The following is a 22,980-nucleotide window of genomic DNA, read 5'->3' as shown; positions in this document are numbered from 1 at the left end:
CCCTAACACGTGGCGACGGCACAGAAGGTTGTCGGGGCTCGCGGATGTTCTCGGCAGGTCAGCGTGCGGGCACTTCCGGGCCACCGTCGAGCAGTGGGGCGAGCAGGTCGTCGTACTCCTCGACCCGGCCCAGCACCTCGGCGGCCGTGAACTGGCGGACGGCCGGCTTCCGACCACGGGCGCCGGCCTCGACCTCGTCCCAGGTCAACGGCGTCGAGACGGACGGCACCGACTGGGCCCGCAGCGAGTACGGTGCCACCGTGGTCTTCGCCGCGTTGTTCTGACTCCAGTCGATGAAGACCTTCCCCGGGCGCAGGTTCTTCGCCATCTTCGACACGATCAGCTTCGGGTGCGCCTTCTCCAACTCCTGTGCGATGCGCTTGGCGTAGTCGGAGACGACCTCGGACGACTGGGAGCCGGCAATCGGGCAGCAGAGCTGCATGCCCTTCTTGCCGGACGTCTTCGGGTACGACTCGATCCCGTCGAGAGCGAGCCGGTCACGCATCAGCACCGCCACCGGGCAGCACTCGGCGAGCCCGGCCGGCGGCCCCGGGTCCAGGTCGACCACCATCATGTCCGGGTGCTCGCCGACCTTCCACTGCGGCGTGTGCAGCTCCAGCGCCGCCAGGTTGGCCAGCCAGACCAGGGTGGGCAGGTCGTCGGCGACCACGTAGTCGATCGTCTCCCGACCCTTGGTCGACCCGGGCGCGGGCAGGTTCTCCACCCGCACCCAGTCCGGGGTCGCGGCCGGCGTGTTCTTCTCGAAGAACGACTTGTCGTCCACCCCGTTGGGGAAGCGGATCCGGGTGACCGGTCGGTCCCGCAGGTGCGGCAGCAGCACCGGAGAGATCCGGGTGTAGTAGTCGATCACCTCACCCTTGGTGAAGCCGGCCGCCGGATAGAGCACCTTGTCCAGGTTGGACAGCTCCAGCGGGCGACCCTCGACGTCCACCCGCAGCCGCTCACCCGGCATCGTCGACCTCCTCCGGCGGCTTGTCCGGGCGCAACCGCAGCACCCGGGGGAAGCGCAGCCGGCCGTCGGGAGTGCGCTGGCCGTACTTCACCTCCACCACCACGGTGGGTGTTACCCAGATGGCGCCTCGGGCATCCTCGCGCGGCACGCCCGGTGCGAACGGTGACACGCCGGAGCGCAGCGGTTCCAGCTCGGCGAGGAGTTGCCGTTCGATGGCGGCGCCGATCCCTCCGCCGACCCGACCCCGGTAGATCAACCGGCCGTCCGGGCCGGGCACCCCGACCAGCAGCCCGCCGATCCGACGCGCGCCCGGCCGCCAGCCGCCGATGACGAAGTCGCCGGTCACCTCAAGCTTCACCTTGATCCAGTCCGGCGAGCGCACCCCCGGGCGGTAGACGGCCGCGATCCGCTTGGCCATCACACCCTCCAGGCCGTGCTCGCCGGCCGCCTCGTAGGTGGCCGGACCGTCGGCGAACACCGGCGGCACCGCCCACCGGGCACCGCCGAGCGCGAGCGCGTCCAGGGCCTCCCGACGGCGCTCGTACGGCCAGCCGGTCAGGTCGTCGCCGTTCAACCGGAGCAGGTCGAAGATCATGTACGTCACCGGCATGACCGCGGCCAACCGGGCCGCCTTGACCCGGTCGCGCACGTGCATCCGCTCGGCCAGCGCCGTGAACGACGGCTGCCCGCTCTCGCCGAGCAGCACCACCTCGCCGTCGAGCAGCGCGTCGTCGACCTGCTCGGGCAGGGTGGCCAGTTCCGGGTACGCGGCGGTGATCTCCACGCCGGAGCGGGCGTACAGGTGCTGACCACCACCGGAGATGTCGGCGAGCGCACGGACCCCGTCCCACTTGAACTCGTACGCCCAGCCGTCACCCGCCGGGAGCGGCCCGGTCATCGCGAGCATCGGCTTGAGCGGCGCGCCGGGCACGACCCGACTGTAGTAGCAGGCCGAACACCTCGCGTCCGGTTCTTCGGGATGCGAGCATGGTCGATACCGGAGAAGGGAGCGCAGGATGCGTGCCATCTGGAAGGGAGCCGTGTCGTTCGGGCTCGTCTCGATCGGGGTGAAGCTCTACTCCGCGACCGAGGAGAAGGACATTCGGTTCCACCAGGTGCACCGCGAGGACGGCGGCCGGATCCGCTACAAGCGCACCTGCTCGGTCTGCGGCGAGGAGGTCACCTACGACGACATCGCCAAGGGCTACGACATCGGCGGTGGCGAGATGGTGATCCTCACCGACGAGGACTTCGCCGACCTGCCACTGACCAGCTCACGCGCGATCGACGTGCTGGAGTTCGTGCCGGCCGAGCAGGTCGACCCGATCCTCTACAACAAGGCGTACTTCCTGGAGCCGGAGGGCGCGGCGACCAAACCGTACGTGCTGCTGCGCGACGCGCTGATCGACTCGGAGCGGGTGGCCATCGTCAAGGTGGCACTGCGCCAGCGGGAACAGCTCGCCACGCTGCGGGTCCGCGAGGGTGTGCTGCTGCTCAACACCATGCTCTGGCCGGACGAGATCCGTACCGCGGATTTTGGTTTCCTCGACGAGGACCTGAAGGTTCGCCCGCCGGAGCTGGCGATGGCCAGTTCCCTGATCGACTCGATGACCGGTGAGTTCGAGCCGGACGTCTTCACCGACGACTACCGGGCGGCGTTGCAGGAGGTCATCGACGCCAAGGTGGAGGGTCGGGAGGTCGTCCAGCCGGAGGAGGTCGAGGAGGCCCCGGCCGCCGCGGTGGATCTGATGGCCGCGCTGAAGGCCTCGGTGGAGCGCGCCAAGGCGGCCCGCGGCGAGCAACCCGCCCGTGGCGGTGGCGGTGAGCCGACACCCATCTCGTCGGCCCGCTCGGCGAAGAAGGCGGCCGAGAAGAAGGCGGCCAAGGCGCCGGCGAAGAAGACCGCGGCGAAGAAGACGGCCGAGAAGAAGGCCGAGCCAGCGAAGAAGACCGCCGCGAAGAAGACCGCCGCGAAGAAGACCCCGGCGAAGAAGGCGGCCGCGCGCAAGACCGCACCCCGCAAGACCGCCTGACCGTACGGCAGCGAAGGCGGTGTCCGCCGGGCCGGGTACGCTCCGCCGGCCGCTGGCCACCGGAGGAGCCCTCATGCCGTACACCCCTGACCTGGACCGGTTGCTGACGCCCGGCGCCCGTTTCACCGACGAGCACGGCGCGTACCTGATCGAGGCCCACCCCGTGGGCGACATCGTGCTGCCGACCGGCCGGGTGGTCGGATGTGACCCGCTGGTCTGCCCGGAGGCCGAGCCGTTCACGGTGACTGTGCCGCCCGGGCGGCATCCCGCCCGCGCCTGGGTGGCGGTGGTGCTGCGGGAGGACGCCGAGGTGGACCGGCGGGTGGCCGCGCTGGAACTGGTGGTCGCCGACGAGCCGACCATCCGTTGGGAACCGGCCGTCGCGGGCGACCAGGACGTCGCCTCTCTCGGCGCGGACGACTACTTCGGGTACGGAGTCGACGCCGGCGCCGGCACCCTCGCCGACCCGACGGCGCTCGCCGCCCTGGAGAGCTGGGACGAAGACCGTGTCGAGGAGGTCTTCATCCCGGCGGAGCTGCCCTCGTCGCCGGTCCCGGGGCTGATCACCGCTGTCCTGGACGAGGCCAGCGGCGCCAACGTCGTCACCGTGGCCACCGGTTGGGGGGACGGCTGCTACGGCACCTGGATCGGCCGTGCCGCCGACGGCCGGGTCACCTCGTTCGTGACGGACTTCATGGTCGTCCCGGAATAACCGCCCGGAAAAGCCGCCGAACTGCCGCGCTGGGCGATCCGACGCGTCCGCGGCGGGCACGGCGGGCGTCGGTGCGGGTACCGTGTGCGTCGGCTTTCCCCCCGGCACCGGTGTGCCGGCCACACCTTCGCAGCAGGGAGTCGACGACGTGAGCGAGCGGACGCAGCAGAACCGGTCGGCAGGCCAGGACCAGAGCCCGGCGACCAAGTCGGGGCGCCGACTGGCCGCCCAGCTGGCGGCGAAGAAGGCCGCCGACGCGAAGCGACGTCGCCAGGCGTGGGCGGGCGGCCTCGCCGGCGTCGCGGTGATGGCGCTGCTGATCGGCGGTTTCGTGTGGATCGACCGGAACCGGAGCGACGACAAGCCCGCCAACCAGGCCGGCGCGACCCCGTCCGCCTCCGCCCCGGCCCCCGACGCCGCTGGCGCGCCCCCCGCGCCGCAGCTGCCCGCGGGCGCCGACCCGGCGCTGGGCAGCAAGCCGACGGTGGCGCCGGGCACGGGTGAGCTCAAGAAGCTCGCGGTCACCCCGCTGATCAAGGGGACGGGCCCGGCCGTGCAGAAGGGTCAGACCATCACCACCAACTACGTGGGGGTGTTCTACAAGGACGGCAAGGAGTTCGACTCCTCCTGGACGGCCGGGCAGCCCGCCTCCTTCCCGATCGGCGTGGGCCAGGTCATCCCCGGCTGGGACCAGGGCCTGGTCGGCGTGACCGTGGGCAGCCGGGTGCAGCTCGACATCCCGGGCGAGCTGGCGTACGGCAACGACGAGGCGAACGCCGGTGGGCGCCCGACCGGCCCGCTGCGCTTCGTGGTGGACGTGCTCGCCGCCCAGTGACCTGTCCGGATGGCCCCGCTTGTCGCCCGGTCGCGATGGACTTGTTCACATGGGGCTTCCGGCCCGTCACCCAGCGGCAGTAGGTTCGGCGTCACCCCGGGCGGTTCGCCGCCCGGGGTGAGCATCCGGGACCGGGACGCGGAGGTGCATGTGACGGCGCTGGACGAGCCCGGGCGAACCGCCCGGTTGATGTGGACACACTTCGAGCCGGTGCACGCCGTCACCTACCTCCACCCTCGGGCTCGGGCCGCGTACGAGGCGGTCGGGCTGCGCGGCTACTGGCGGGGTTACTTCGCCGGCCGGGCCGCCCCGCTGGGCGCCACCGAGGCGGCCCCGGTGATCGCCGCGTTCTTCACCTTCGCGCCGCCCATGGTGACCCGGGCGCTGCCAGCGGTGTGGCGGTTGGCCACCCCGCAGGAGGCGCTACGCGCCCGCCTGACCGGCGCGGTGCAGGCCCTCGCCGAGCTGACGTACGAGCTGCCGCAGACGCACCTGGCGGAGGCCGCCGAACTGCTGGAACGGGCCGCCTCGGCGGTGCAGACAGCCGGCCGGGTGCTCGCCGCGGTCAACGCGGCGCTGCCGGTCGGGGAGTACCCGCTGGCTCGGCTCTGGCAGGCCGCCACCACGCTGCGGGAGCACCGGGGCGACGGGCACGTGGCGGCGCTGGTGGCCGCCGGGCTGGACCCGGTGGAGACGCTGGCCTGGCGGGTCGCGATGGACGGCTCGCCGCCGCAGTACCTGCTGGGCCGGGGCTGGTCCGAGGAGCAGTGGCACGCCGCCCGCGAGCGGCTGGCGCGGCGGGGCTGGCTGACCGGGGACGGCACGGCCACCGACCACGGCCGGGCCGAGTTCCAGGCCGTCGAGGACGCCACCGACCGGGCCGCCGCGCACCCGTGGCAGACACTCGGCCGGGCCGACACGGATCGGCTTCGGGTGCTGCTGGAGCCGATCGCCAGTTCCTGCCACTCGTTGGTCCCGGCCGGCAGCCCGGTCGGGCTGCCCGCGCTGCCCGGCTGACCGGGCGCCCACCAATCGGGCAGGATGGGCCCGTGGCGGATGCGGTGGTCTTCGACCTGGACGGCGTGATCGTGGATTCCGAGCCGGTGTGGGAGGAGGTCCGTCGGGCGTACGTGGCGGCGCACGGCGGAACGTGGCAGCCGGACACGCAGCGTCGGCTGATGGGCATGAGCACCGGCGAGTGGGCCCACTACCTCAGCGGCGAGCTGGGCGTGGCCCGCACCGCCGAGCAGGTCGCCGGCGAGGTGGTCGAGGAGATGACCCGACGCTACCGGGACCACGTACCGCTCATCGACGGTGCCGACGAGGTCGTGCGCCGGCTGGCCGGGCGGTGGCCGCTGGGGTTGGCCAGTTCCTCGCCGACCCGGCTGATCGCGGCGGCGCTGGCCGCCACCGGCCTGACCGACGCGTTCGGCGCGACCCTCTCCACCGAGCAGACCGAGCGGGGCAAGCCGGCGCCGGACGTGTACCTGAGCGTCGCGCAGCGCCTCGGCATCGACCCGGCCCGCTGCGTGGCGGTGGAGGACTCGTCAAACGGGGTGCGCTCGGCCGCCGCGGCGGGGATGCGGGTGGTGGCGGTGCCGCACGGTTCCTACCCTCTCGACCCGGATGCGGCCCGGCTGGCCGTGGTGACGCTGGGCGCGATCGGTGAGCTGACCCCGGAGTTGGTAAACGAGCTGGATTGACGAGGGCTGGGCGGGGTACCGCAGCCGCCGGTGCCCGGCGCAGCTGCCGCGCACCGGACGGGTGAGGAGACCACGGATGAAAGCCATCGTGTACGAACGCACCGGCGATCCTTCGGTGCTGGAGTTGGTCGACCGGCCGGTGCCGGAGCCGGGTGCGGGCGAGGTCCTGGTGCGGTTGGCGGTCGCGGGGGTGAACCCGACGGACTGGAAGTCCCGCCGCACCTCCCCGCCGGACGGGTGGCAGATCCCGGGGCAGGACGGCGCGGGGGTGGTGGAGGCCGTCGGCACGGGGGTCGACCGTGAGCTGATCGGTGAGCGCGTCTGGGTCTGGGAGGCGGCCTGGCAGCGGCCGTGGGGCACCGCCGCCGAGTACACGCTGGTGCCGGTCCGGCAGGCGGTACGCCTCGGCGACGCCTCGTTCGAGCTGGGGGCCGCCCTGGGCATCCCGTTCCTCACCGCGCACCGTTGTCTGACCGCTGGCGAGTTCATGCCGGACACGCTCCGCGCCGGTGCGCTGGCGGACCACACCGTGCTGGTGCAGGGCGGGGCGGGCGCGGTCGGCAACGCCGCGGTCCAGCTCGCCCGCTGGGCCGACGCCACGGTGATCGCGACGGTGAGCAGCGCGGAGAAAGCGCAGCTCGCGGCGGCGGCCGGTGCCTCCTTTGTGATCAACTATCGGGAGCAGGACGTGGTCGAGGAGGTCCGCAAGATCGCCCCCGACGGGGTCCACACGATCGTCGAGGTCTCCCCCGCCCGCAACGCCTCGATCGACGCGCAGGTGCTGCGGCACGGCGGCGCGGTCTGCATGTACGCCGACGACGGCGGGGCCGAGGTGAGCATCCCGATCCGGGCGATGATGGCGCCGAACGCCCGGTGGCAGTTCGTGCTGGTCTACACGGAGCCCAAGGCGGCCAAGACGCAGGGCGTGAAGGATGTGGCGGCGGCGGCCAACCAGGGTGGTGTCCGGGTCGGCGCGGATGCCGGCCTGCCGCTGCACCACTACGCCCTGGCCGAGGCGGCTGCGGCGCACCAGGCGGTGGAGGACTCGGCGGTGGGCAAGGTTCTCATCACCACCAGCGACGCCTGATCGGGTCGCTGGCCACCTGATTTCCCCGTCACCAGGACAGAGGCGAACAAATTTCGCAACAATGACGGTGCGGGTCACCCCGCGTGAAACGGGCGGCCCCGGCGCGGTGCGAACGCCGGGGCCGCCTCTGGGGAGGGACCTTCACAGGAGAACCCCTGCCCTGACAGGCGACAGTGCCTGGGAAAACGTTACGGGGCTGTCAGCTCTCGGACAGTCAGCTCGCCCCCGGCGTACCGCGAACGGACGACCTTCTTGTCGAACTTGCCCACGCTGGTCTTCGGCACCGTGTCGATGAACGCCCAGCGCTCGGGCAACTGCCAGCGGGCCACCGATCCGGCCAGGAAGTCCCGTAGTTCCTCGGCGGTCACCGAGGCGCCCTCCCGGACCACCACGGTTGCCAGCGGCCGCTCGTCCCACCGCTCGTCCGGCACTCCCACCACACACGCCTCCAGCACCGCCGGGTGGGCCATCAGCGCGTTCTCCAGCTCCACCGACGAGATCCACTCGCCCCCGGACTTGATGACGTCCTTGGCACGGTCGGTCAGCGCGATGTATCCGTCCGGCGAGAGGGTGCCGACGTCGCCGGTGCGCAGCCAGCCGTCCCGGAACTTCTCCTCGTCCGGGGCGTCGTCACCGACGTACCGGGCGGTCACCCACGGCCCACGGACCTCCAACTCGCCCACGGCCTTGCCGTCGGCGGGCAACGGCGCACCCGACGGGCCGACGATCCGCGCCTGCACGCCCGCCGGCACCCGGCCCTGGGTGTAGCGGTAGCGCCACGCCTGCTCGCCGGTCGCACCGGCGGGCGGACGGGACACCGATCCCAGCGGCGACATCTCGGTCATCCCCCAGGCGTGGATGACGTCGATCCCGTGCCGCTCGTCGAACGCGTGCATCAACGCCGGCGGGCAGGCCGAGCCGCCGACGATCACCTCGGTGAGCGAGGAGGTGTCCACGTCGTGGGTGTCCAGGTAAGCCAGCAGATCGGTCCAGATGGTCGGCACCGCGCCGGCCAGGGTGGGCCGCTCGGCGGCGATCATCTCGGCGATCGGCGCGGCCTGGAGGAACCGGTCCGGCATGATCAGCGACGCGCCGGAGAGAAACGCCGCGTACGGCAGACCCCACGACATGGCGTGGAACATCGGCACGATGGCCAACTCCCGGTCGGTTGGCCCGAGACCGAAACCCTCCGGCATGCAGACCTGCAACGAGTGCAGGTAGATCGACCGGTGCGAGTAGGCCACGCCCTTCGGGTTACCGGTGGTGCCCGAGGTGTAGCAGAGCGCCGCGGCGTCGCGCTCGTCCACCTCGGGCCAGTCGTACGTGTCGGGCCGGCCGGCGATCAGCGCGTCCCAGTGGTGCACGGTGATCCGGTCGCCGGCCGCGGCCACCAGCGGCCCCGGGTCGCCGCCACCGACCACCACCACGTGCCGCACCGTGGTCAGCTCGCCGATCACCCGGGCCAGCGGCGGGATGAGCGTGCTGTCGACCAGCACCACCCGGTCCTCGGCGTGGTTGGCGATGTAGACGACCTGGTCGGGAAAGAGCCGGATGTTGAGCGTGTGCAGCACGGCACCCATGCTCGGCACCGCGAAGTAGGCCACCAGGTGCTCGTTGTTGTTCCACATGAAGGTGGCGACCCGCTCGTCGCCGGTCACCCCGCACTCGTCGCGCAGCGCGTGTGCCAACCGGGCGGCGGCGCGGCCCACCTCGGCGTACGTCATCCGGCGGGGTTCGGCACCGGTCCAGGTGACCACCTCGGCGCTGCCGTGCACGGTGGCGCCGTGGTCAAGGATCCGGGAGACCTGCAGAGGGGCGTCCATCATCGTGCTACGCATGGGTAACAAGCTAGTGTCGGCGGTCACGCGTTGGGAACCCCCGTAAATTGTCGCAGGTGAGCATCTCCTGGGCCGACTCGTACGTCGGGCAGTTACGCGCACTCGCCGGGGACCGGACGCTGATGTTCGTCGGTGCCCGCGCCGTGGTCAGCGACAACGCCGGCCGCATCCTGCTGATCCAACGCTCGGACAACGGCCAGTGGGCCATGCCGGCCGGGGCGATGGAGCTGGGCGAGTCGATCGCCGACTGCGCGGTGCGCGAGGTCCGCGAGGAGACCGGGCTGCGCGCGCTGCGGGTCTGCGCGTTCGCCCTCTACACCGGCCCGGACCGGACCAGCACCAACATGTACGGGCACACGTACCAGGTCTTCACCACCGCGTTCAAGGTGGAGGAGTGGGACGGGCAGCTCGCGCGGGTCACCGACGAGACCACCGACGCCGGCTTCTTCCCCCGGGACAGGTTCCCCACCCCGCTCTCCACCTCGGTCACCGAAACCCTGGCCGACCTGGACGTCTTCGAGCAGACCAACCGGCTCATCCTCAAGTAGGGCGGCCCCGGAGTCACCGACCCCGGGGCCGTGCCTCACTGCGGCAGGCGGAGACCAGCGAAGTACCCCTCCTGGATCCAGTTCGGGTACGCGACCGGCAGCTTGGTCACCTCGTCCAGTTCGGTGAGATCCTGCGCGGTCAGGGTGAGGTCCGAGGCGGCGATGTTGTCCACCAACTGCTCGTGCTTGCGCGCGCCGACGATCACGCTGGTCACGGCCGGTCGGGACAGCAGCCAGGCGACCGCCACCCGGGCCGGGCTGACCTCGTGCCGCTCGGCGACGCCCTTGAGCACGTCGACCACTCCGAAGGCGCTCTCCGGATCGAACGGTGTGAAGCTGGCGTAGCCAGGCTGGGCGCTGCGCGCGCCACTGTCGGCGACGGCGCCGTCCCGGCTGACCTTGCCGGAGAGGAAGCCACCGGCGAGAGGGCTCCACACGGTCAGCCCGACACCCTCGTCGAGCGCCATCGGCACCACGTCGCGCTCCACGTCCCGGCCCAGCAGGGAGTAGTACTCCTGCACGGAGACGAAGCCGGCCAACTTCTCCCGGGCGGAGATGCCCAGCGCCTTGGACATCTGCCAGGCGGCGAAGTTGGCGGCGCCGATGTAGCGGACCTTGCCCTGCCGGACCGCGTCGTCGAGCGCGCGCAGCATCTCCTCCATCGGGGTGATCTGGTCGAAGTTGTGGATCTGGTACAGGTCGATGTGATCGGTGCCCAGCCGGCGCAGACTGTCCTCCAGGTTCTGCATGATGTGCAGCCGGGAGGTTCCGACGTCGTTCGGGCCGGGCCCCGTCCGGGAGTGCACCTTGGTGGCCAGCACCACGTCGCGACGCCGCTTGCCGAGCGCCTGGCCGAGCAGTTCCTCGCTCTCGCCGTCGCTGTAGCCGTCCGCGGTGTCGATGAAATTGACCCCCGCGTCCAGCGCCGTGTCCACCATCCGCTGCACGTCGGGCAGCGCCAGCCCGCCGAGGGTGCCCCAGAGCGGGTGCCCGCTGCCACCGAAGGTCATCGCGCCGAGCGAGATCTCCGAGACGTACACCCCGGTGGTGCCCAGCAGTCGGTACTTCACGTGTGTTGCTCCTCAGGGTGCGGGGGTCGGAGGCCGAGGTCAGGAACTCCCCGGTCACAATGTCGGACACTATGTCCGGCAACGAGACTACGTCGCCGACCCGCCGCCCGGCCACCTAGGATTCCGGCTATGCCCTCGATCACCCGCCGCCGCCCGCGCAACCCCGACGGGCGAGCCGCCGTCGAAGCGCGGGTGCTGGCGGCGACCGAGCGGCTCCTACAGGAGGGAATCCGCTTCACCGACCTCGGCGTACAGCGGATCGCGGCCGAGGCCGGCGTGGCGCGCTCGACCTTCTACACCCACTTCCGGGACAAGAGCGAGCTACTCATGCGCCTCGCCGGCACCATGCGGGAGAGCTCCTTCGACCGGACCGGCGACTGGGATCCGGGCGCACCCGGCGACCCGCTCACGAGCTTGACCGAGGTTTTCGCCGACGTGATCCGGATATACCGGACGTACGCCCCGGTGCTGGCAGCCATCACCGAGGTCGCCGCGTACGACGAGGTGGTCCGGGAGTACTGGGCGGCGGGGCTGGAGCAGTTCGTGGCGCGCACCGTGGACCTGCTCCGCGTCGAGCAGCGGGCCGGGCGCACCCCCGCCAACCTGGACGTGACGACCGCCAGCCGGCTGATCGTGCTCGGCGGCGACCGCTTCCTGGCCGACCACGTCAGCACGACCTCGGCCGACCCCGACACCGACGCGGCGGCCGCCCGGGAGTTGGCCGCGATGTGGTGGTACGGCGCCTACCGCCGCCCCTCCTGACCCTCAGCCCAGCCTGGTCGACTCCAGATCGACTCCGGATCACGGAAGTCGGGGCATCCCCGGTACCCGGACACCCCGACTTCGTTGACCCCGAGTCGATCACGCCGGCCAACGCCCTTGTACTCGGCGACCGTCGCGGCAGGGACGACGGCCGGGCCGTCGGGCGTGGGCATCTGACCGACACCGTGACGCGACCCGAGTGGGACCAGGATCATGGGGTCGAGCATCGGCTGGTAGGTGGCCGAGGCGCCTCCTGGCCGGATGACACCGACCGCCCCGGAACGGTCCGGGGCGGTCGACGTCGACGCGGTCAGATCATCGTCTGGGACTTGGCCTCCATGTCGGCGGCCGCCTCGTCCTTGGATTCGCGGGTCAGCGGCTTGCCACCCGGGGACGGCGCCTTCCCGCCCAGCGGGTCGGCACCGCCGGTGGCACCCTGCGGGCCCGCTCCCCGCAGGGCGTTGTTCGGCAACGCGACGGTGACCAGCACCGCCAGGATGGCGACCAGGCCGGCGGTCAGGAAGACCAGGTGCAGCGACTCGACGAACGCCGCCTGGATGGCGGCCCGGACCGCACCGGGCAGCGCCATGATGGTCGCCGGGTCGTTGATCGAGATGTTCGTGCCGCCGCTGGCCGCGACCGCGGCCTGCTGCTCAGGCGGAAGCTGGGCGATCGCACCGGGTAGCCGGTCGGCCAACTGCGAGTTGAGCCGCGACGAGAGCAGCGTGCCGAGGATCGCCACCCCGAACGAACCACCCAGCGACCGGAAGAACGTCGCCGAGGACGTGCCGGCGCCCAGATCCCGGACGGAGACCGCGTTCTGCACCGCGAGGACCAGCGACTGCATGCACAGACCCAGGCCGACGCCGATCACCACCATGAAGCCGAACGCGACCCAGAGCGACGTGCCCACGTGCAGTTGGGTGAAGAGCAGCATGCCCACCACCAGGGTCACCGACCCGGCCACCGGGAACCACTTGTACCGGCCGATCCGGCTCATCGCCCGGCCGGTGAGGATCGAGGTGACGATGATGCCGGCCATCATCGGCAGCATCAGCAGACCGCTTCGGGTCGGCGAGGCGCCCTTGACGATCTGCAGGTACAGCGGGATGAAGATGATCGACCCGAACATCACCAGACCGAGCACGAAGCCGGCCGAGTTGGCGAGCGCGAACGTGGCGCTGCGGAACAGCCGCAGCGGCAGGATGGGCTCGGCGACCCGGGCCTCCTGCAGCACGAACAGCACGGCGAGCACCGCACCCGCGACGATGAGCCCAATGATCACGCCGGAGCCCCAGGGGTACTCGGTACCACCCCAGCTCAGCGCGAGCAGCAGGGAACTCACCCCGGCGACCAGCAGGCCGGCACCGAGCCAGTCGATCGCGTGGTCCCTGCGTTCGAACGGGATCAGCCGCATCACGTGGTAGCAGACCACGATGGCCAGAATCGCCAGTGGCACGTTGATATAGAAGATCCACCGCCAGTCGGTCTCCGCGAAGTAACCACCGACCAGCGGCCCGGCCACCGACGCGATCCCGAAGACCGCGCCGAACAGACCCTGGTAGCGACCACGCTCCCGGGGCGACACCACGTCCGAGATGATGGTGAACGCGAGCGTCAGCAGACCACCGGCTCCGATGCCCTGGATGCCCCGGGTGACGATCAGCTGGGTCATGTTCTGTGACAGCCCGGCCAGCAACGACCCGACCAGGAACGTGCCGATCGAGAAGAGGAAGACCGGTCTGCGCCCGTACAGGTCGGCCATCTTGCCGTACAGCGGTGTCGACGCGGTCGAGGCGAGCAGGTACGCGGTGACCACCCACGAGTAGTGGTTGATCCCGCCCAACTCGCCGACGATGGTCGGCAGGGCCGTACCGACGATGGTCTGGTCGAGTGCGGCCAACAGCATGCCGGTCATCAGGCCGACCATGAGCAGCCGGATCTGCTGACGGTTAAGCACCGGTGCGGCGGAGGCTTCGGTGGTCATGTGCCCTTCTATCCCGACAGCCGCAGAACATGCGCCGAACCGGAGAAAAACCAAGCCGCCTCCCGAGTCCACCCCAGCTCTGGTGATCAAGAGGTTTGCGTCATATCCGTGTCCTGTTCTGACGCAAACCTCTTGATCAACGGGACAGGGGGGGGTGGGGTGGGGGACAGGGGGGGTGGGTTAGGAACTGAAGGTTTGGGTGATTTTCTGGCAGAAGGCCGGGAGGTCATCCGGTTTGCGGCTGCTGGTCAGGTTGCCGTCGGTGACGCATTCCTCGTCGACCCAGGTGGCGCCGGCGTTGGTCAGGTCGGTACGCAGGCTGGGCCAGGAGGTGATCCGCCGCCCCCGCACCACGTCCGCCTCGATCAGCGTCCACGGGCCGTGACAGATCACCCCGACGGGCTTGCCCGCGTCGAAGAACGCCTTCACGAACCGCACCGCGTCCGGGTCGCTACGCAGAAAGTCCGGGTTCGCCACCCCTCCGGGCAGCACCAACGCGTCGTAGCCGGCGGCGTCCGCCTTGTCCGCGGTCACGTCCACGTCGTACGTCTTCGACTTGTCCAGGTGGTTGAAGGCCTGGATGGAACCGGGCTTGAGCGAGACCAGCTCGACCGTCGCGCCGGCGTTCTCGACCGCCTCGCGCGGCTGGACGTACTCGACCTCCTCGACGCCGTCGGCGGCCAGGAAGGCGATCCGCTTGCCCTGCAGTGTCGCTGCCATCTCGGTACATCTCCTCTCCGGGGATACCTCAATTCCCTTCCCGGCCCGGAACGCTCGAAACGGCCCGACCGAGCAGGAAGGGCACCTTGTTGACAAGCCGCAGGTCAGGCGCCGGGGACGGCCCCTGCGCAGGTTTGGCCCGGAGGGCGCTGGGGACCCGGGGAGGCATGGCAGGAGCAGCAGCGGAACAGCGTCGGCTCGCCACCGTCGTGGAGAGCTGGCTCGGACGCCCCGTCCTGATCGTCGGTGACGCCATGTTGGACGAATGGCGGTTCGCCGACTCCGACCGGCTCTGCCGGGAGGCACCCGCCCCGGTCCTCACCCTGCGCCGAAGGATCTCCGCCGCCGGTGGGGCCGCGAACACGGCGGTCAACGTCGCCACCCTCGGCGGCCGGGCCGTGCTGGTGGCACCGGTCGGCGCCGATGTGGCCGGCGACGAACTACACGACTGTCTGGACCGCGCCGGCGTCTGGGACCGTACGGTCAACCAGCCCGGACGGCCCACCCCGGTGAAGCGGCGGATGCTGGCCGGCAACCAGATCCTGCTGCGCGAGGACTCCGGCGACCCGGACGACGCACTCGACCCGGAGGGCGTGAGCCGACTGCTCACCGCCCTGGACTGCGCCACCGAAGAGCTGCGCGCCGCCGCCGGTGGCGAGGCGCCGACCCTGGTGGTCTGCGACTACGGCCTGGGCGCGCTGGCTGCGCCAGTCCGCGCGTGGCTGGTCGAGCAGCGCGAGCGGTACGCCACGGTCGCGTTGGACGCCCATGACCTGGCCGACTGGCGGGGCCTCGCGCCGACCGTGGTGACCCCCAGCTTCGCCGAGGCGACCCGACTGCTGGCCCGAGCCGGTGGCACGACCCGATCGACGACCGGGATCGAACTGCACCTGGAACACCCCGACGGAGACCCGGCCGACGGGCCGTCCGAACTGACCGTGGGCGCGGCCCCGGGCGGGGTACGCGCCAACGACATCGCCGCCGAGCCGACCCTGGAGCCGTCGCCGGCCGACCGCCAAGGGCCGGTCGGTGAACCCACCCCGGGTGAGGGCCGGGTGGCCCTCACCGGCGACGGGCTCAGCGTCACCGGCACCGGCGTCACCGTGAACACCCAGGCCGGGGAGGGCGTCGACCGGGCCGTCCTGGCCGAGTCCCGCCTGGCCGAGCTGCGCGCGCACACCGGTGCCGACGTGGTCGCGGTGACCCTGGACACCGAGGGCGCGGTGGTCGGTGGCGCCGACGGGGAGCCACGACGCAGCCACAGCACTCCGGTCCCGGCGAGCCACGCCGTGGGTGCCGGCGACGCGTACCTGGCGGCGATGACGTTGGCCCTGGCCGCCGACGCGCCACTGCCCACCGCCGCCCAGCTCGCCCAGTTGGCGGCCACCATCACCGTCTCCGACACCGGCACCTGTGTGTGCCGGCGGGAGGACCTGCTCGCCGCACTGAACCAGCCGAGCGACACCACGAACCACCCCTCGCTGGTCGGCACCGACGAGCTGGACGCGATCGTCGCCGAATACCGCGAGGCGGGACGGTCGGTGGTGTTCACCAACGGCTGCTTCGACGTGCTGCACCGGGGGCACGTGCGCTACCTGGAGCAGGCCCGCGCGCTGGGTGACCTGCTCATCGTGGCGGTCAACTCGGACGGCAGCGTACGGCGGCTGAAAGGCCCGGACCGGCCGGTCAACCCGGTCGAGGACCGGGGCGCCCTGCTCGCCGCACTCGCCTGCGTGGACCACGTGGTGATCTTCGAGGAGGACTCACCCGCCGCGCTGATCGAGGCGGTCCGACCGGACATCTACGTCAAGGGCGGGGACTACCCGCCGGAGCTGGTGCCGGAGGCGCCGCTGGTACGCCGGCTGGGCGGCCAGGTGCGCACCCTGGGGTACGTGCCGGACCGGTCCACCTCGGCGATCATCGAACGGATCCGGTCACACAGCCAGGACCGGGAACCCGACCCGTCGGCGTACGCCAAGGATCGGAAGCCCGACCCGTCGCTGAGCACCCGCACCCAGGCGTCGTGAACCGCCCCCTCGAACTGGGCGCCCCGGAGGCGTTCCGCGACGACCGGCTGGTCGACGTGCTGATTCCGACCCGGAACCGGCCCGCCGAGCTGGCGGTCACCCTGGGCGGGTTGGCGGCGCAGGACGGGGTGCCCGGCTTCGGGGTCGTCGTCAGCGACCAGTCCGACGGGGAACCGGCGTACGCGCATCCCGCCGCGGCCACCATGGTCCGGGCGTTGCGCCACCGGGGTCACCCGGTGCTGCTGACCCGCCGGCTGCCCCGACGAGGGTTGGCCGAACACCGGGCATACCTGCTCGCCGCCTCGGCCGCCCGGTACGTCCTGAGCCTCGACGACGACATCTGGCTGGAACCGGGGGCGCTGCACCGGATGGTCACCGCAATCGGCGAGCTGGGCTGCGGGTTCGTCGGCAACGGCGTACACGGGCTCTCGTACACCGACGACGTGCGGCCAGAATCGCACGGGCACTACGAGGAGTGGATCGGCCCACCCACACCGGAGCGGATCCGACCCGACACACCCGAGTGGAACCGCGCCGCCATCCACTCGGCGGCCAACCTGCTGCACATCACCGAACACCTGGCGCTGCCACCGGGCGCGTGGCGGGCGTACAAGGTCTCCTGGATCGGCGGGTGCGTGCTCTACGACCGGGCCAAGCTCGTCGACGCCGGTGGCTTCGACTTCTGGCGGCGGGTGCAGGAGAAGCACCAGGGCGAGGACGTGGCCGCCCAGCTCGCGGTGCTGGCCCGGTACGGCGGGGCGGGCATCCTGCCCAGCGGCGCGTACCACCTGGAGTCTCCCACCACCGTCACCGACCGGGACGTCGAGGCCTGGGAGGTCGTCCTGGCCGACGAGGACACCCCGCAGCCGGCCTGAGCACCGTCACCGTGCGGTGAGCAGATCGCGGGCGGCTTCCAGCACCTCGATCACCGGAACGTCGGCGACGAACGAATCCCGGTGCGGGCACTCGCCGTCGCCGGGCCGGTGCGGATAGATGCCCGGCGTGCAGTCCACCCCACAGACCGTGCAGTGCACCGTCCAGGAGCTGATCGGCCGGTGCCGGCCGCGCAGCGGATTCGCGGTGGTGATCAGGTTGCCGACCCAGAAGATGCCCACCGTGGGCGTGCCCACCGCGGCGGCCAGGTGCAGCGGACCGGTGTCATTGGAGACGACCAGCGCGCAGCCGGCGTAGCAACCCACCAGCCCACCGAGGCTGAGCGTGCCCACCTGCGGCCGGACCGGCACCCCCGCCGCGGCGACCACCCGGTCCACCACCTCCTGCTCGGAGGGTGTGCCGGTGACCAGCACCTCGTACCCGTCCCCGTGCAGCTCACGGGCCACCTCGGCGAAGCGTTCGGCGGGCCAGCGACGGCGGGTGTCAGTGGCACCCGGATGCAGCGCGACCCGGGGTCGGCCCGCCGGGCCGAGCACCCGCACCGCCTCGGCCCGGTCGGCGTCGGTCACCGCCAGCGTCGGCACGATGGTGGTCGCCGGCGCGCCCACCAGTGCCGCCACCTCCAGGTAGCGGATCACCTCGTGCTGGTAGTAGATGTAGCGGAGCCACCGGTCCAGCGGCGGTGCGTCGTCGGCGCGCAGGCCGACGGTCACCCGGGCGCCGAGACGACTGATCAGCGGGTTGGAGTTGGCGCCGCCACCGTGGATCTGCACGGCCAGGTCGAAGCCCGCACTGGTGGCAGCCGCCAGAAAGCCGTCCATCGACGAATCCGGCTCACCCGGTTCCGGCGTGCGGATACCGGGCGCCGGGGGCACCACCAGCACCCGGTCCACCGGCCCGGGCCGGTCGCGCCAGAGCTTCGCGTGCCACGGCGCGCCGAGCAGCACGATCTCCGCCGAGGGGTACGCGGCCCGCAACGCGTCCAGCGCCGGCAGGGCGAACACGAAGTCGCCGAGCGCGTTGGCGCGCAGCACGGCGATCCGCTGCACGTCGGGGACACGCTCGGCCGTCGGGCCGAGCAGGGACGGGGTGACCACGCAGCCCTACGGGCGGTCGATCTCGCCGACGGTGTCCGGGCGGTGCAGCTCCCGGTCCGCGGCGGGATCGGCCGGCATCGGCGTACCAGTGGAGAGACCACCGGAGCGCGGCCCGGTGCGACCGACGGTGATGGTGCGCGGCGCGGGCCGGGTCGCCCGGGGCAACCGGACCCGGAGCAGGCCATGGTCCATCACCGCGTCGATGGCCTCCGGATCGACCCGCGACGGCAGGTTGACGCGGTACTCGAAGCCGCGGGTCTCGAAGCCGCCGGGAATGCCCTGGTCGGCGTTGACCTCCGCCTCGGATCGGGCCCGCACGGACAACTCGCGGTCGTCCAGTTCGACCGCCACTTCCTCCGGTGCCACCCCGGGCAGCCGGACGACGACCTCCCAGCCGTCCGCGGTCTCGGTCAACTCGACGTCGGAGGCCCCGGCCCGGCCACCGACCAGTCGACTCAGCTCGGCGCGCAGCGACTGCAACTCCCCCATCGGGTCCCAGCCCTGCTGCCGGCCGCTCCGCCATCCCCGGCCGAAGCCGCCGAACTGCTGCTGCTCGCTCATCACACCTCTCCGATCCGCTGACCGGCCGCTGGCGGCCGTAGTGAGCTGGGCGCGTCCAGGCCGGCGTCGCGGTCGACGCCCACGCCGAGCCGGTCGACCAGCTCACCGCCGAGCCAGGCGCTGACGCCGAGGATCGCCAGCGCGACCACCTCGATGGCGACCAGAGCGCCACCGGCGGCCCGGGAGTCCGCGTTGAGCCGGACCGCCCACACGGCGGCGAAGAGCAGGATCACCGCGAGGTTGGCAGCCGCGTGCAGCAGACCGATCCGCTTGGCGCGGGTGCCGGTCGGGATCGCCAACAGGTCGAACGAGCCGGCCGCCGCGGCGAGCAGGCCACCGATCAGACCGACAGTGATGTTCCAGTACGCGACCTCGCCGAGGAAGTCGGGACCGCCGACGGTGTCCACCACGTCGAACAGCACCGCCGTGGCCAGCAGCGCGACCGGGAACATGACCAGCATCGGATGGACTGGGTGACCCAGCACCTTGAGTCGGCTCTCCATCTCCCGGCCTCCACTGGTCGGCGTCCTACGGAACGATCTCGTGCGGCGGGTGCGCGGGTCAGCCGTACCCCCGGCAACCGGGCACAAACCTCGCGCTGGTCACGGCGGCCTAGGCTGACGAACGGTGGTGCCCGCCACCGGGTCAACGGCTGAGGGAGGATCAACGTGACGGTGGAGATCACCTCGCACGAGGAGTTGCGCGAACTGCTCGGGGTGCCGAACGCGCGGGCCGCCAACAAGGAGCGCATCCGCCTGCATGAACGCGACCGGGAATGGCTCGGCGCCTCGCCGTTCTGCCTGATGGCGACGGCCGGCGCGGACGGAAGCTGCGACGTCTCGCCCAAGGGCGACCCGGCCGGGTTCGCCCTGGTGCTGGACGACACGACCATCGCGCTGCCCGAGCGGCCGGGCAACAAGCGGGCCGACGGCTACCGCAACATCCTCGACAACCCGCACGTCGGTCTTCTCTTCATGATCCCGGGGCGGACCGACACGCTGCGGATCAATGGACGTGCCCGGCTGGTGAGCGACGCGCCCTGGTTCGACGACATGGTGGTCAAGGGGCACCGGCCGGTGCTCGCCGTGGTGGTGGAGATCGAGCAGATCTTCTACCACTGCGCGAAGGCGTTCCTGCGGTCCGCGCTGTGGCAGCCGGAGACCTGGCAGCCCGACGCACTGCCGTCCCGAGCACGCCTGATCAAGGAGGTCGAGGCACCGGTGGAGAGCCTCGAAGACCTGGAACGGCACTACGGCCCGGAGTACGCAAAGAAGATCTACGTCTGAGCGGGCTTGTTGGCTTCGTCGGACGTCCCATGGATCAGACGCCGCGCGCCCGGACTATCTCAGCGATGAGCCGGACCTCGAGGGCGATGGCCACCTCCCGCGCCGACCTGCCCGCCGCGGTGACATCGACGCCTTGAACGATCGCGGCCTCGGCACTCGACAGCGTGTCATCGGGCCGTGATTCCAGGAAGGACCGCAGGGTCTTGAGGTCCCACCAACGCAGTCGCCTGTCCCGTGGCGTATGGCCGGCGAGCCGTCGCAGGATGGCGCTGCGTGTCTTGCTCCATCCTTGGCCGCTGTCGACGAACGTGTGCAGATCACCGTGCACATCACCGAAGTACACCATCTGCACCGAACGATTGAGGTTGGCCTCCGCGGGATCGTCGAGCAGTGCCATGTACTCGGTCTCGGCATCGTCGTCGCCATGCAGGATCGCGCCGAGCGCAGCGGAACGACGGAGCAGCGGGGAAGTCTCGGTGGTGAACGCCCGCACGAGCATACGAGGCGCCTCGTCGACCGGGAGTCGACCGACGTAATAGATTATCTGCTCTCGCAGCCGTTGACTCCGGTCCGTGTCGCGGCTGGCGTCATCGCTTTCCAGCTCGTCGTACCGAGCCGCGAGATTCTGCTGAATCACCGATACACGCAATGCACCCAGATCCGCCAGACCGCTTCTCACGTAGCTGTTGACGTCATCGCCGACGGTGACGGCCAACGCGCTGTCAATGGCAGGGCCGCCGGCGATGAACCCATCCAGGATGGACTGCGCGATCAGGAACTCTCCGATGGTCTCGTGTCGGAATCCCCGAAGGATCTCGGCGTCGTCGCCCCGACCCGGATCGATATCGAGAAGTTCGGTGAAGGCGGTGTCCGTTCGCAGTTCCGTCCACACCTCGAAACCGAGGCTCTCCTCCGGGCGCGCCCGCTCCCCACGGTTGGTGTAGAACCAGCGAGCCAGAGCGGTGTGCGATCTCCGCACCAGCGAGGAATCGATACCTCCAGTCCCTCGGTGCCGCTCCCGGGTCAACCACTCCCCGTAGAACATGGTGTAGAGGGCGTAGGGCTCGGTAAGACGGACGATGTCGATGGCCGCGCCGGACGCGAGGAGGTAGAGCAAGAGGGTGAGACGCATGGGGTTGGAGGACATCTGCGCGGCACCCGGAACGTTGTCGATGATGCTCTCGGCTCTGACCGAAACTGACGGATCGCTGATCCGCTGCGAGTATTTGCTCGCGAAGTCGAGAACGTCCTCCCTGGTCCACGACTTGACCTCCAACACCTCCCGCGGCACGCCCAGGCTTCGCTTCAGGATGTCGCTCTGGCGGTCGAAGAAGTCGGTCCGTGCGGCGAAGAATATCGTCGCGCCTGCGGCCGCGAGCTTGCCCAGATCGCTACTCACGGCCTCGACCAACCCTTCCCCAGCCTCGTCGAGCCCGTCGACCAGCAGGGCCAACCGCGACGTCCGCCGTGACCGGGTGGCCAGTTCGCTGGCGCGCGCCGGCAGGTCACGTGCGTGTACGAAGACGCGTTGGGACGGAAGGTCGCCACCCCCGGAGAGCATCAGCGAACGCAGAGCCGTCGTCTTGCCGGCACCGGCGACCCCAACGACGGCGAAGCACGCCGCCTCGGTGTTCGCCGACGTGAGCCAGTTCGACAGACGGTCGTCGCTGCCTGGATGACGGAGCGGAGAAACGCTTGGGTCGATGATCATTTCGGGCCACACAAAGTCGAAGCTAGGGCTTCCGAGGCCGAGCCACGGGAGAATCGGGGCCGCAAGAACGTCTCGCCTTTCCACCGCGGACTGATTCCGCTCTTCCGCCTCGGCGGCAGACCAGCGGATGGCCGCAATGAGGTCAGGCATGATCTCGTCAAGGTCTCGACCCTCCCGAACGTCCAGGTACTTGATTCGGCTGAGCAGCGAGGGCATGGCGGTCGTCTTGAGGAGCAGTGGCAGGAGAAGCCGGTGGTTGGCGGCCGGATCACGCCAGACGACGACGTCGGACTCCAGCCGGGTCCACTCAGAAGCGAGCCACGCTGGAGTGATGACAGCGACCAGGCAGCCGGAGCGGTCCAGAGCCTGCGAGATCGCGCCTGGGATCGACTCACCGACAGTGATGGCCGTTGGTGCGAAGAACACCCGGAGGCGCCTGCGGCGGAACTTGCTGCGACGGAGAGCATCGTACAACCGATGGGCGAAATCACGGTCAGCATCGCTGTAGCTGAGGAAGACGTCGTATCGGGTATCAGTTCTCGCCACGGCCACCGCTCGTCGATTGCCGGCTGTAACCAAGCTCCCAGTAGGGCTTGTTACCGAGGTAATCGCCCAGACGGCGCTTGATCACCTCAGCAACCGCCGCAGCCGGGGCGATGCCGAGAGGATCGTACTTGTCGACGTCGCGTCGATACTCGCTCATATCGCCGCGATTTTCCTTCGCGTAGTACATCGCGGCGGCGATGATCTGCAACTCCTCTGCGGCCTCGACCAGCCTTGCCTCCAACGTCTCCAGCGCGTGCATCTCCTCGAGAAGCGGAAGGATAGCCTCGGCGACACCGCCGAGAACGTCCTTCGCGGCGCGCCGCTCAGCTTCCCGCTTGAAGTTCTTCACGTACGGAGAGGAACGCCGCGGTAGATCGGTGAGCCGGACCTCGCCGGTCTCGTGGAACAACGCCATCGCGAGGACCTTGCCCATGTCGACGGGCTCGTCGATGTGCTGGGCGAGCATGTAGGCGATCACGGCGGTCTCAAAACAGTGATCGGACACAGACTCCGGATCTGGGACGCCGGCCATGACCCAACCAATCCGCGGCAGTCTTGTCAGCGTATGCATCTCTGCCATGCTCTCAAGC

22 protein-coding genes are annotated in these 22,980 nt (G+C 70.7%); 11 read left to right on the top strand and 11 right to left on the bottom strand.

What is annotated here, in order from left to right; genetic code table 11:
• Positions 1 to 58 precede the first annotated feature (58 nt).
• Positions 59 to 973 carry a non-homologous end-joining DNA ligase gene (gene ligD / locus ACQEUX_RS29895; RefSeq protein WP_433055438.1) on the bottom strand — a complete coding sequence of 305 codons (915 nt, stop codon included), beginning with the start codon at positions 971 to 973 and terminating at the stop codon, positions 59 to 61.
• A complete protein-coding gene (ligD, locus tag ACQEUX_RS29890) occupies positions 963 to 1,904 on the bottom strand; it encodes a non-homologous end-joining DNA ligase (protein WP_433055435.1) in 942 nt (313 codons plus the stop codon). Before ligD (ACQEUX_RS29890) ends, ligD (ACQEUX_RS29895) begins: the two co-directional genes overlap by 11 nt.
• 85 nt (positions 1,905 to 1,989) lie before the next feature.
• On the opposite strand from ligD (ACQEUX_RS29890), the gene ACQEUX_RS29885 reads away from it, so the two are divergent.
• From ACQEUX_RS29885 to ACQEUX_RS29860, 6 genes are all read left to right on the top strand, one after another.
• Positions 1,990 to 3,006, top strand: a complete 1,017-nt coding sequence (locus ACQEUX_RS29885; protein ID WP_433055431.1) for a Ku protein — start codon at positions 1,990 to 1,992, stop codon at positions 3,004 to 3,006.
• Between the two features lie 73 nt (positions 3,007 to 3,079).
• Positions 3,080 to 3,718, top strand: a complete 639-nt coding sequence (locus tag ACQEUX_RS29880) for a DUF4241 domain-containing protein (protein ID WP_433055428.1) — start codon at positions 3,080 to 3,082, stop codon at positions 3,716 to 3,718.
• A gap of 112 nt (positions 3,719 to 3,830) precedes the next feature.
• Positions 3,831 to 4,553, top strand: coding sequence for an FKBP-type peptidyl-prolyl cis-trans isomerase (locus tag ACQEUX_RS29875; RefSeq protein WP_433055425.1), 723 nt, complete (start codon positions 3,831 to 3,833; stop codon positions 4,551 to 4,553).
• 189 nt (positions 4,554 to 4,742) lie between these two features.
• A complete protein-coding gene (locus ACQEUX_RS29870; RefSeq protein WP_433057239.1) occupies positions 4,743 to 5,570 on the top strand; it encodes an SCO6745 family protein in 828 nt (275 codons plus the stop codon).
• A gap of 32 nt (positions 5,571 to 5,602) precedes the next feature.
• The gene (locus ACQEUX_RS29865; protein WP_433055422.1) at positions 5,603 to 6,256 is read left to right on the top strand and encodes an HAD family hydrolase; all 654 of its coding nucleotides are present in this window, start codon (positions 5,603 to 5,605) and stop codon (positions 6,254 to 6,256) included.
• Positions 6,257 to 6,332: 76 nt separating this feature from the next.
• Entirely contained in the window at positions 6,333 to 7,343 is a 1,011-nt protein-coding gene (locus ACQEUX_RS29860) for an NADPH:quinone reductase (protein WP_433055419.1), read from the top strand.
• A gap of 188 nt (positions 7,344 to 7,531) precedes the next feature.
• Here ACQEUX_RS29860 and ACQEUX_RS29855 read toward each other — a convergent pair whose 3' ends face one another.
• Positions 7,532 to 9,166 (bottom strand): fatty acid--CoA ligase, encoded by a 1,635-nt coding sequence (locus ACQEUX_RS29855; RefSeq protein ID WP_433057237.1) that lies wholly within the window; start codon positions 9,164 to 9,166, stop codon positions 7,532 to 7,534.
• A gap of 71 nt (positions 9,167 to 9,237) precedes the next feature.
• Here ACQEUX_RS29855 and ACQEUX_RS29850 point away from each other — a divergent pair, with 71 nt between their 5' ends.
• The gene (locus tag ACQEUX_RS29850; protein WP_433055416.1) at positions 9,238 to 9,729 is read left to right on the top strand and encodes an NUDIX domain-containing protein; all 492 of its coding nucleotides are present in this window, start codon (positions 9,238 to 9,240) and stop codon (positions 9,727 to 9,729) included.
• 35 nt (positions 9,730 to 9,764) lie between these two features.
• Here the strand turns inward: ACQEUX_RS29850 and ACQEUX_RS29845 are convergent, their stop codons facing one another.
• Positions 9,765 to 10,799, bottom strand: a complete 1,035-nt coding sequence (locus tag ACQEUX_RS29845) for an aldo/keto reductase (protein WP_433055413.1) — start codon at positions 10,797 to 10,799, stop codon at positions 9,765 to 9,767.
• Positions 10,800 to 10,928: 129 nt separating this feature from the next.
• On the opposite strand from ACQEUX_RS29845, the gene ACQEUX_RS29840 reads away from it, so the two are divergent.
• Positions 10,929 to 11,561, top strand: a complete 633-nt coding sequence (locus ACQEUX_RS29840) for a TetR/AcrR family transcriptional regulator (RefSeq protein ID WP_433055410.1) — start codon at positions 10,929 to 10,931, stop codon at positions 11,559 to 11,561.
• Positions 11,562 to 11,871: 310 nt separating this feature from the next.
• Here ACQEUX_RS29840 and ACQEUX_RS29835 read toward each other — a convergent pair whose 3' ends face one another.
• Entirely contained in the window at positions 11,872 to 13,548 is a 1,677-nt protein-coding gene (locus tag ACQEUX_RS29835; RefSeq protein ID WP_433055407.1) for an MDR family MFS transporter, read from the bottom strand.
• A 180-nt stretch (positions 13,549 to 13,728) separates the two neighbouring features.
• A complete protein-coding gene (locus ACQEUX_RS29830; RefSeq protein WP_433055404.1) occupies positions 13,729 to 14,268 on the bottom strand; it encodes a type 1 glutamine amidotransferase domain-containing protein in 540 nt (179 codons plus the stop codon).
• Positions 14,269 to 14,435: 167 nt separating this feature from the next.
• Between ACQEUX_RS29830 and rfaE2 the strand changes: the two genes are divergently transcribed.
• Together rfaE2 and ACQEUX_RS29820 are read left to right on the top strand one after the other, a co-directional pair.
• Positions 14,436 to 16,295, top strand: a complete 1,860-nt coding sequence (gene rfaE2 / locus ACQEUX_RS29825; RefSeq protein WP_433055401.1) for a D-glycero-beta-D-manno-heptose 1-phosphate adenylyltransferase — start codon at positions 14,436 to 14,438, stop codon at positions 16,293 to 16,295.
• Positions 16,292 to 17,170, top strand: coding sequence for a glycosyltransferase (locus ACQEUX_RS29820; protein WP_433055398.1), 879 nt, complete (start codon positions 16,292 to 16,294; stop codon positions 17,168 to 17,170). The genes rfaE2 and ACQEUX_RS29820 overlap by 4 nt, the downstream gene beginning before the upstream one ends.
• 6 nt (positions 17,171 to 17,176) lie before the next feature.
• Here the strand turns inward: ACQEUX_RS29820 and ACQEUX_RS29815 are convergent, their stop codons facing one another.
• Genes ACQEUX_RS29815 through ACQEUX_RS29805 form a run of 3 tightly spaced genes read right to left on the bottom strand, consistent with a single transcriptional unit; the run spans position 17,177 to position 19,350 of the window.
• A complete protein-coding gene (locus ACQEUX_RS29815; protein ID WP_433055395.1) occupies positions 17,177 to 18,286 on the bottom strand; it encodes a glycosyltransferase family 9 protein in 1,110 nt (369 codons plus the stop codon).
• Between the two features lie 6 nt (positions 18,287 to 18,292).
• Positions 18,293 to 18,847, bottom strand: a complete 555-nt coding sequence (locus ACQEUX_RS29810) for an Hsp20/alpha crystallin family protein (protein WP_433055392.1) — start codon at positions 18,845 to 18,847, stop codon at positions 18,293 to 18,295.
• Entirely contained in the window at positions 18,847 to 19,350 is a 504-nt protein-coding gene (locus tag ACQEUX_RS29805; RefSeq protein WP_433055389.1) for a DUF2231 domain-containing protein, read from the bottom strand. Before ACQEUX_RS29805 ends, ACQEUX_RS29810 begins: the two co-directional genes overlap by 1 nt.
• Positions 19,351 to 19,515: 165 nt before the next feature.
• On the opposite strand from ACQEUX_RS29805, the gene ACQEUX_RS29800 reads away from it, so the two are divergent.
• Positions 19,516 to 20,133: a pyridoxamine 5'-phosphate oxidase family protein gene (locus ACQEUX_RS29800; protein WP_433055386.1), complete on the top strand. Its 618-nt coding sequence runs from the start codon at positions 19,516 to 19,518 to the stop codon at positions 20,131 to 20,133.
• Between the two features lie 34 nt (positions 20,134 to 20,167).
• On the opposite strand, the gene ACQEUX_RS29795 is transcribed toward ACQEUX_RS29800, so the two are convergent.
• A complete protein-coding gene (locus ACQEUX_RS29795; RefSeq protein ID WP_433055383.1) occupies positions 20,168 to 22,390 on the bottom strand; it encodes a TIR domain-containing protein in 2,223 nt (740 codons plus the stop codon).
• The gene (locus ACQEUX_RS29790; protein ID WP_433055380.1) at positions 22,377 to 22,970 is read right to left on the bottom strand and encodes an HD domain-containing protein; all 594 of its coding nucleotides are present in this window, start codon (positions 22,968 to 22,970) and stop codon (positions 22,377 to 22,379) included. Before ACQEUX_RS29790 ends, ACQEUX_RS29795 begins: the two co-directional genes overlap by 14 nt.
• Positions 22,971 to 22,980: the final 10 nt, after the last annotated feature.

The sequence above is a fragment of the Micromonospora sp. CA-259024 genome (assembly GCF_050936255.1).
Lineage (GTDB): Bacteria > Actinomycetota > Actinomycetes > Mycobacteriales > Micromonosporaceae > Micromonospora.
The sequence above is the reverse complement of the archived record's forward strand: the minus strand, read 5'-3'. Positions and strand labels throughout refer to the sequence as shown.

Excerpts from the sequence above, each read along its gene's own strand:
- ACQEUX_RS29790 (WP_433055380.1), bottom strand. The coding sequence starts at position 22,970 with ATGGCAGAGATGCATACGCTGACAAGACTGCCGCGGATTGGTTGGGTC.
- ACQEUX_RS29805 (WP_433055389.1), bottom strand. The coding sequence starts at position 19,350 with ATGGAGAGCCGACTCAAGGTGCTGGGTCACCCAGTCCATCCGATGCTG.
- rfaE2 (WP_433055401.1), top strand. The coding sequence starts at position 14,436 with ATGGCAGGAGCAGCAGCGGAACAGCGTCGGCTCGCCACCGTCGTGGAG.
- ACQEUX_RS29835 (WP_433055407.1), bottom strand. The coding sequence starts at position 13,548 with ATGACCACCGAAGCCTCCGCCGCACCGGTGCTTAACCGTCAGCAGATC.
- ACQEUX_RS29860 (WP_433055419.1), top strand. The coding sequence starts at position 6,333 with ATGAAAGCCATCGTGTACGAACGCACCGGCGATCCTTCGGTGCTGGAG.
- ligD (WP_433055438.1), bottom strand. The coding sequence starts at position 973 with ATGCCGGGTGAGCGGCTGCGGGTGGACGTCGAGGGTCGCCCGCTGGAG.
- ACQEUX_RS29810 (WP_433055392.1), bottom strand. The coding sequence starts at position 18,847 with ATGAGCGAGCAGCAGCAGTTCGGCGGCTTCGGCCGGGGATGGCGGAGC.
- ACQEUX_RS29855 (WP_433057237.1), bottom strand. The coding sequence starts at position 9,166 with ATGGACGCCCCTCTGCAGGTCTCCCGGATCCTTGACCACGGCGCCACC.
- ACQEUX_RS29830 (WP_433055404.1), bottom strand. The coding sequence starts at position 14,268 with ATGGCAGCGACACTGCAGGGCAAGCGGATCGCCTTCCTGGCCGCCGAC.
- ACQEUX_RS29885 (WP_433055431.1), top strand. The coding sequence starts at position 1,990 with ATGCGTGCCATCTGGAAGGGAGCCGTGTCGTTCGGGCTCGTCTCGATC.
- ACQEUX_RS29880 (WP_433055428.1), top strand. The coding sequence starts at position 3,080 with ATGCCGTACACCCCTGACCTGGACCGGTTGCTGACGCCCGGCGCCCGT.
- ACQEUX_RS29840 (WP_433055410.1), top strand. The coding sequence starts at position 10,929 with ATGCCCTCGATCACCCGCCGCCGCCCGCGCAACCCCGACGGGCGAGCC.
- ACQEUX_RS29870 (WP_433057239.1), top strand. The coding sequence starts at position 4,743 with ATGTGGACACACTTCGAGCCGGTGCACGCCGTCACCTACCTCCACCCT.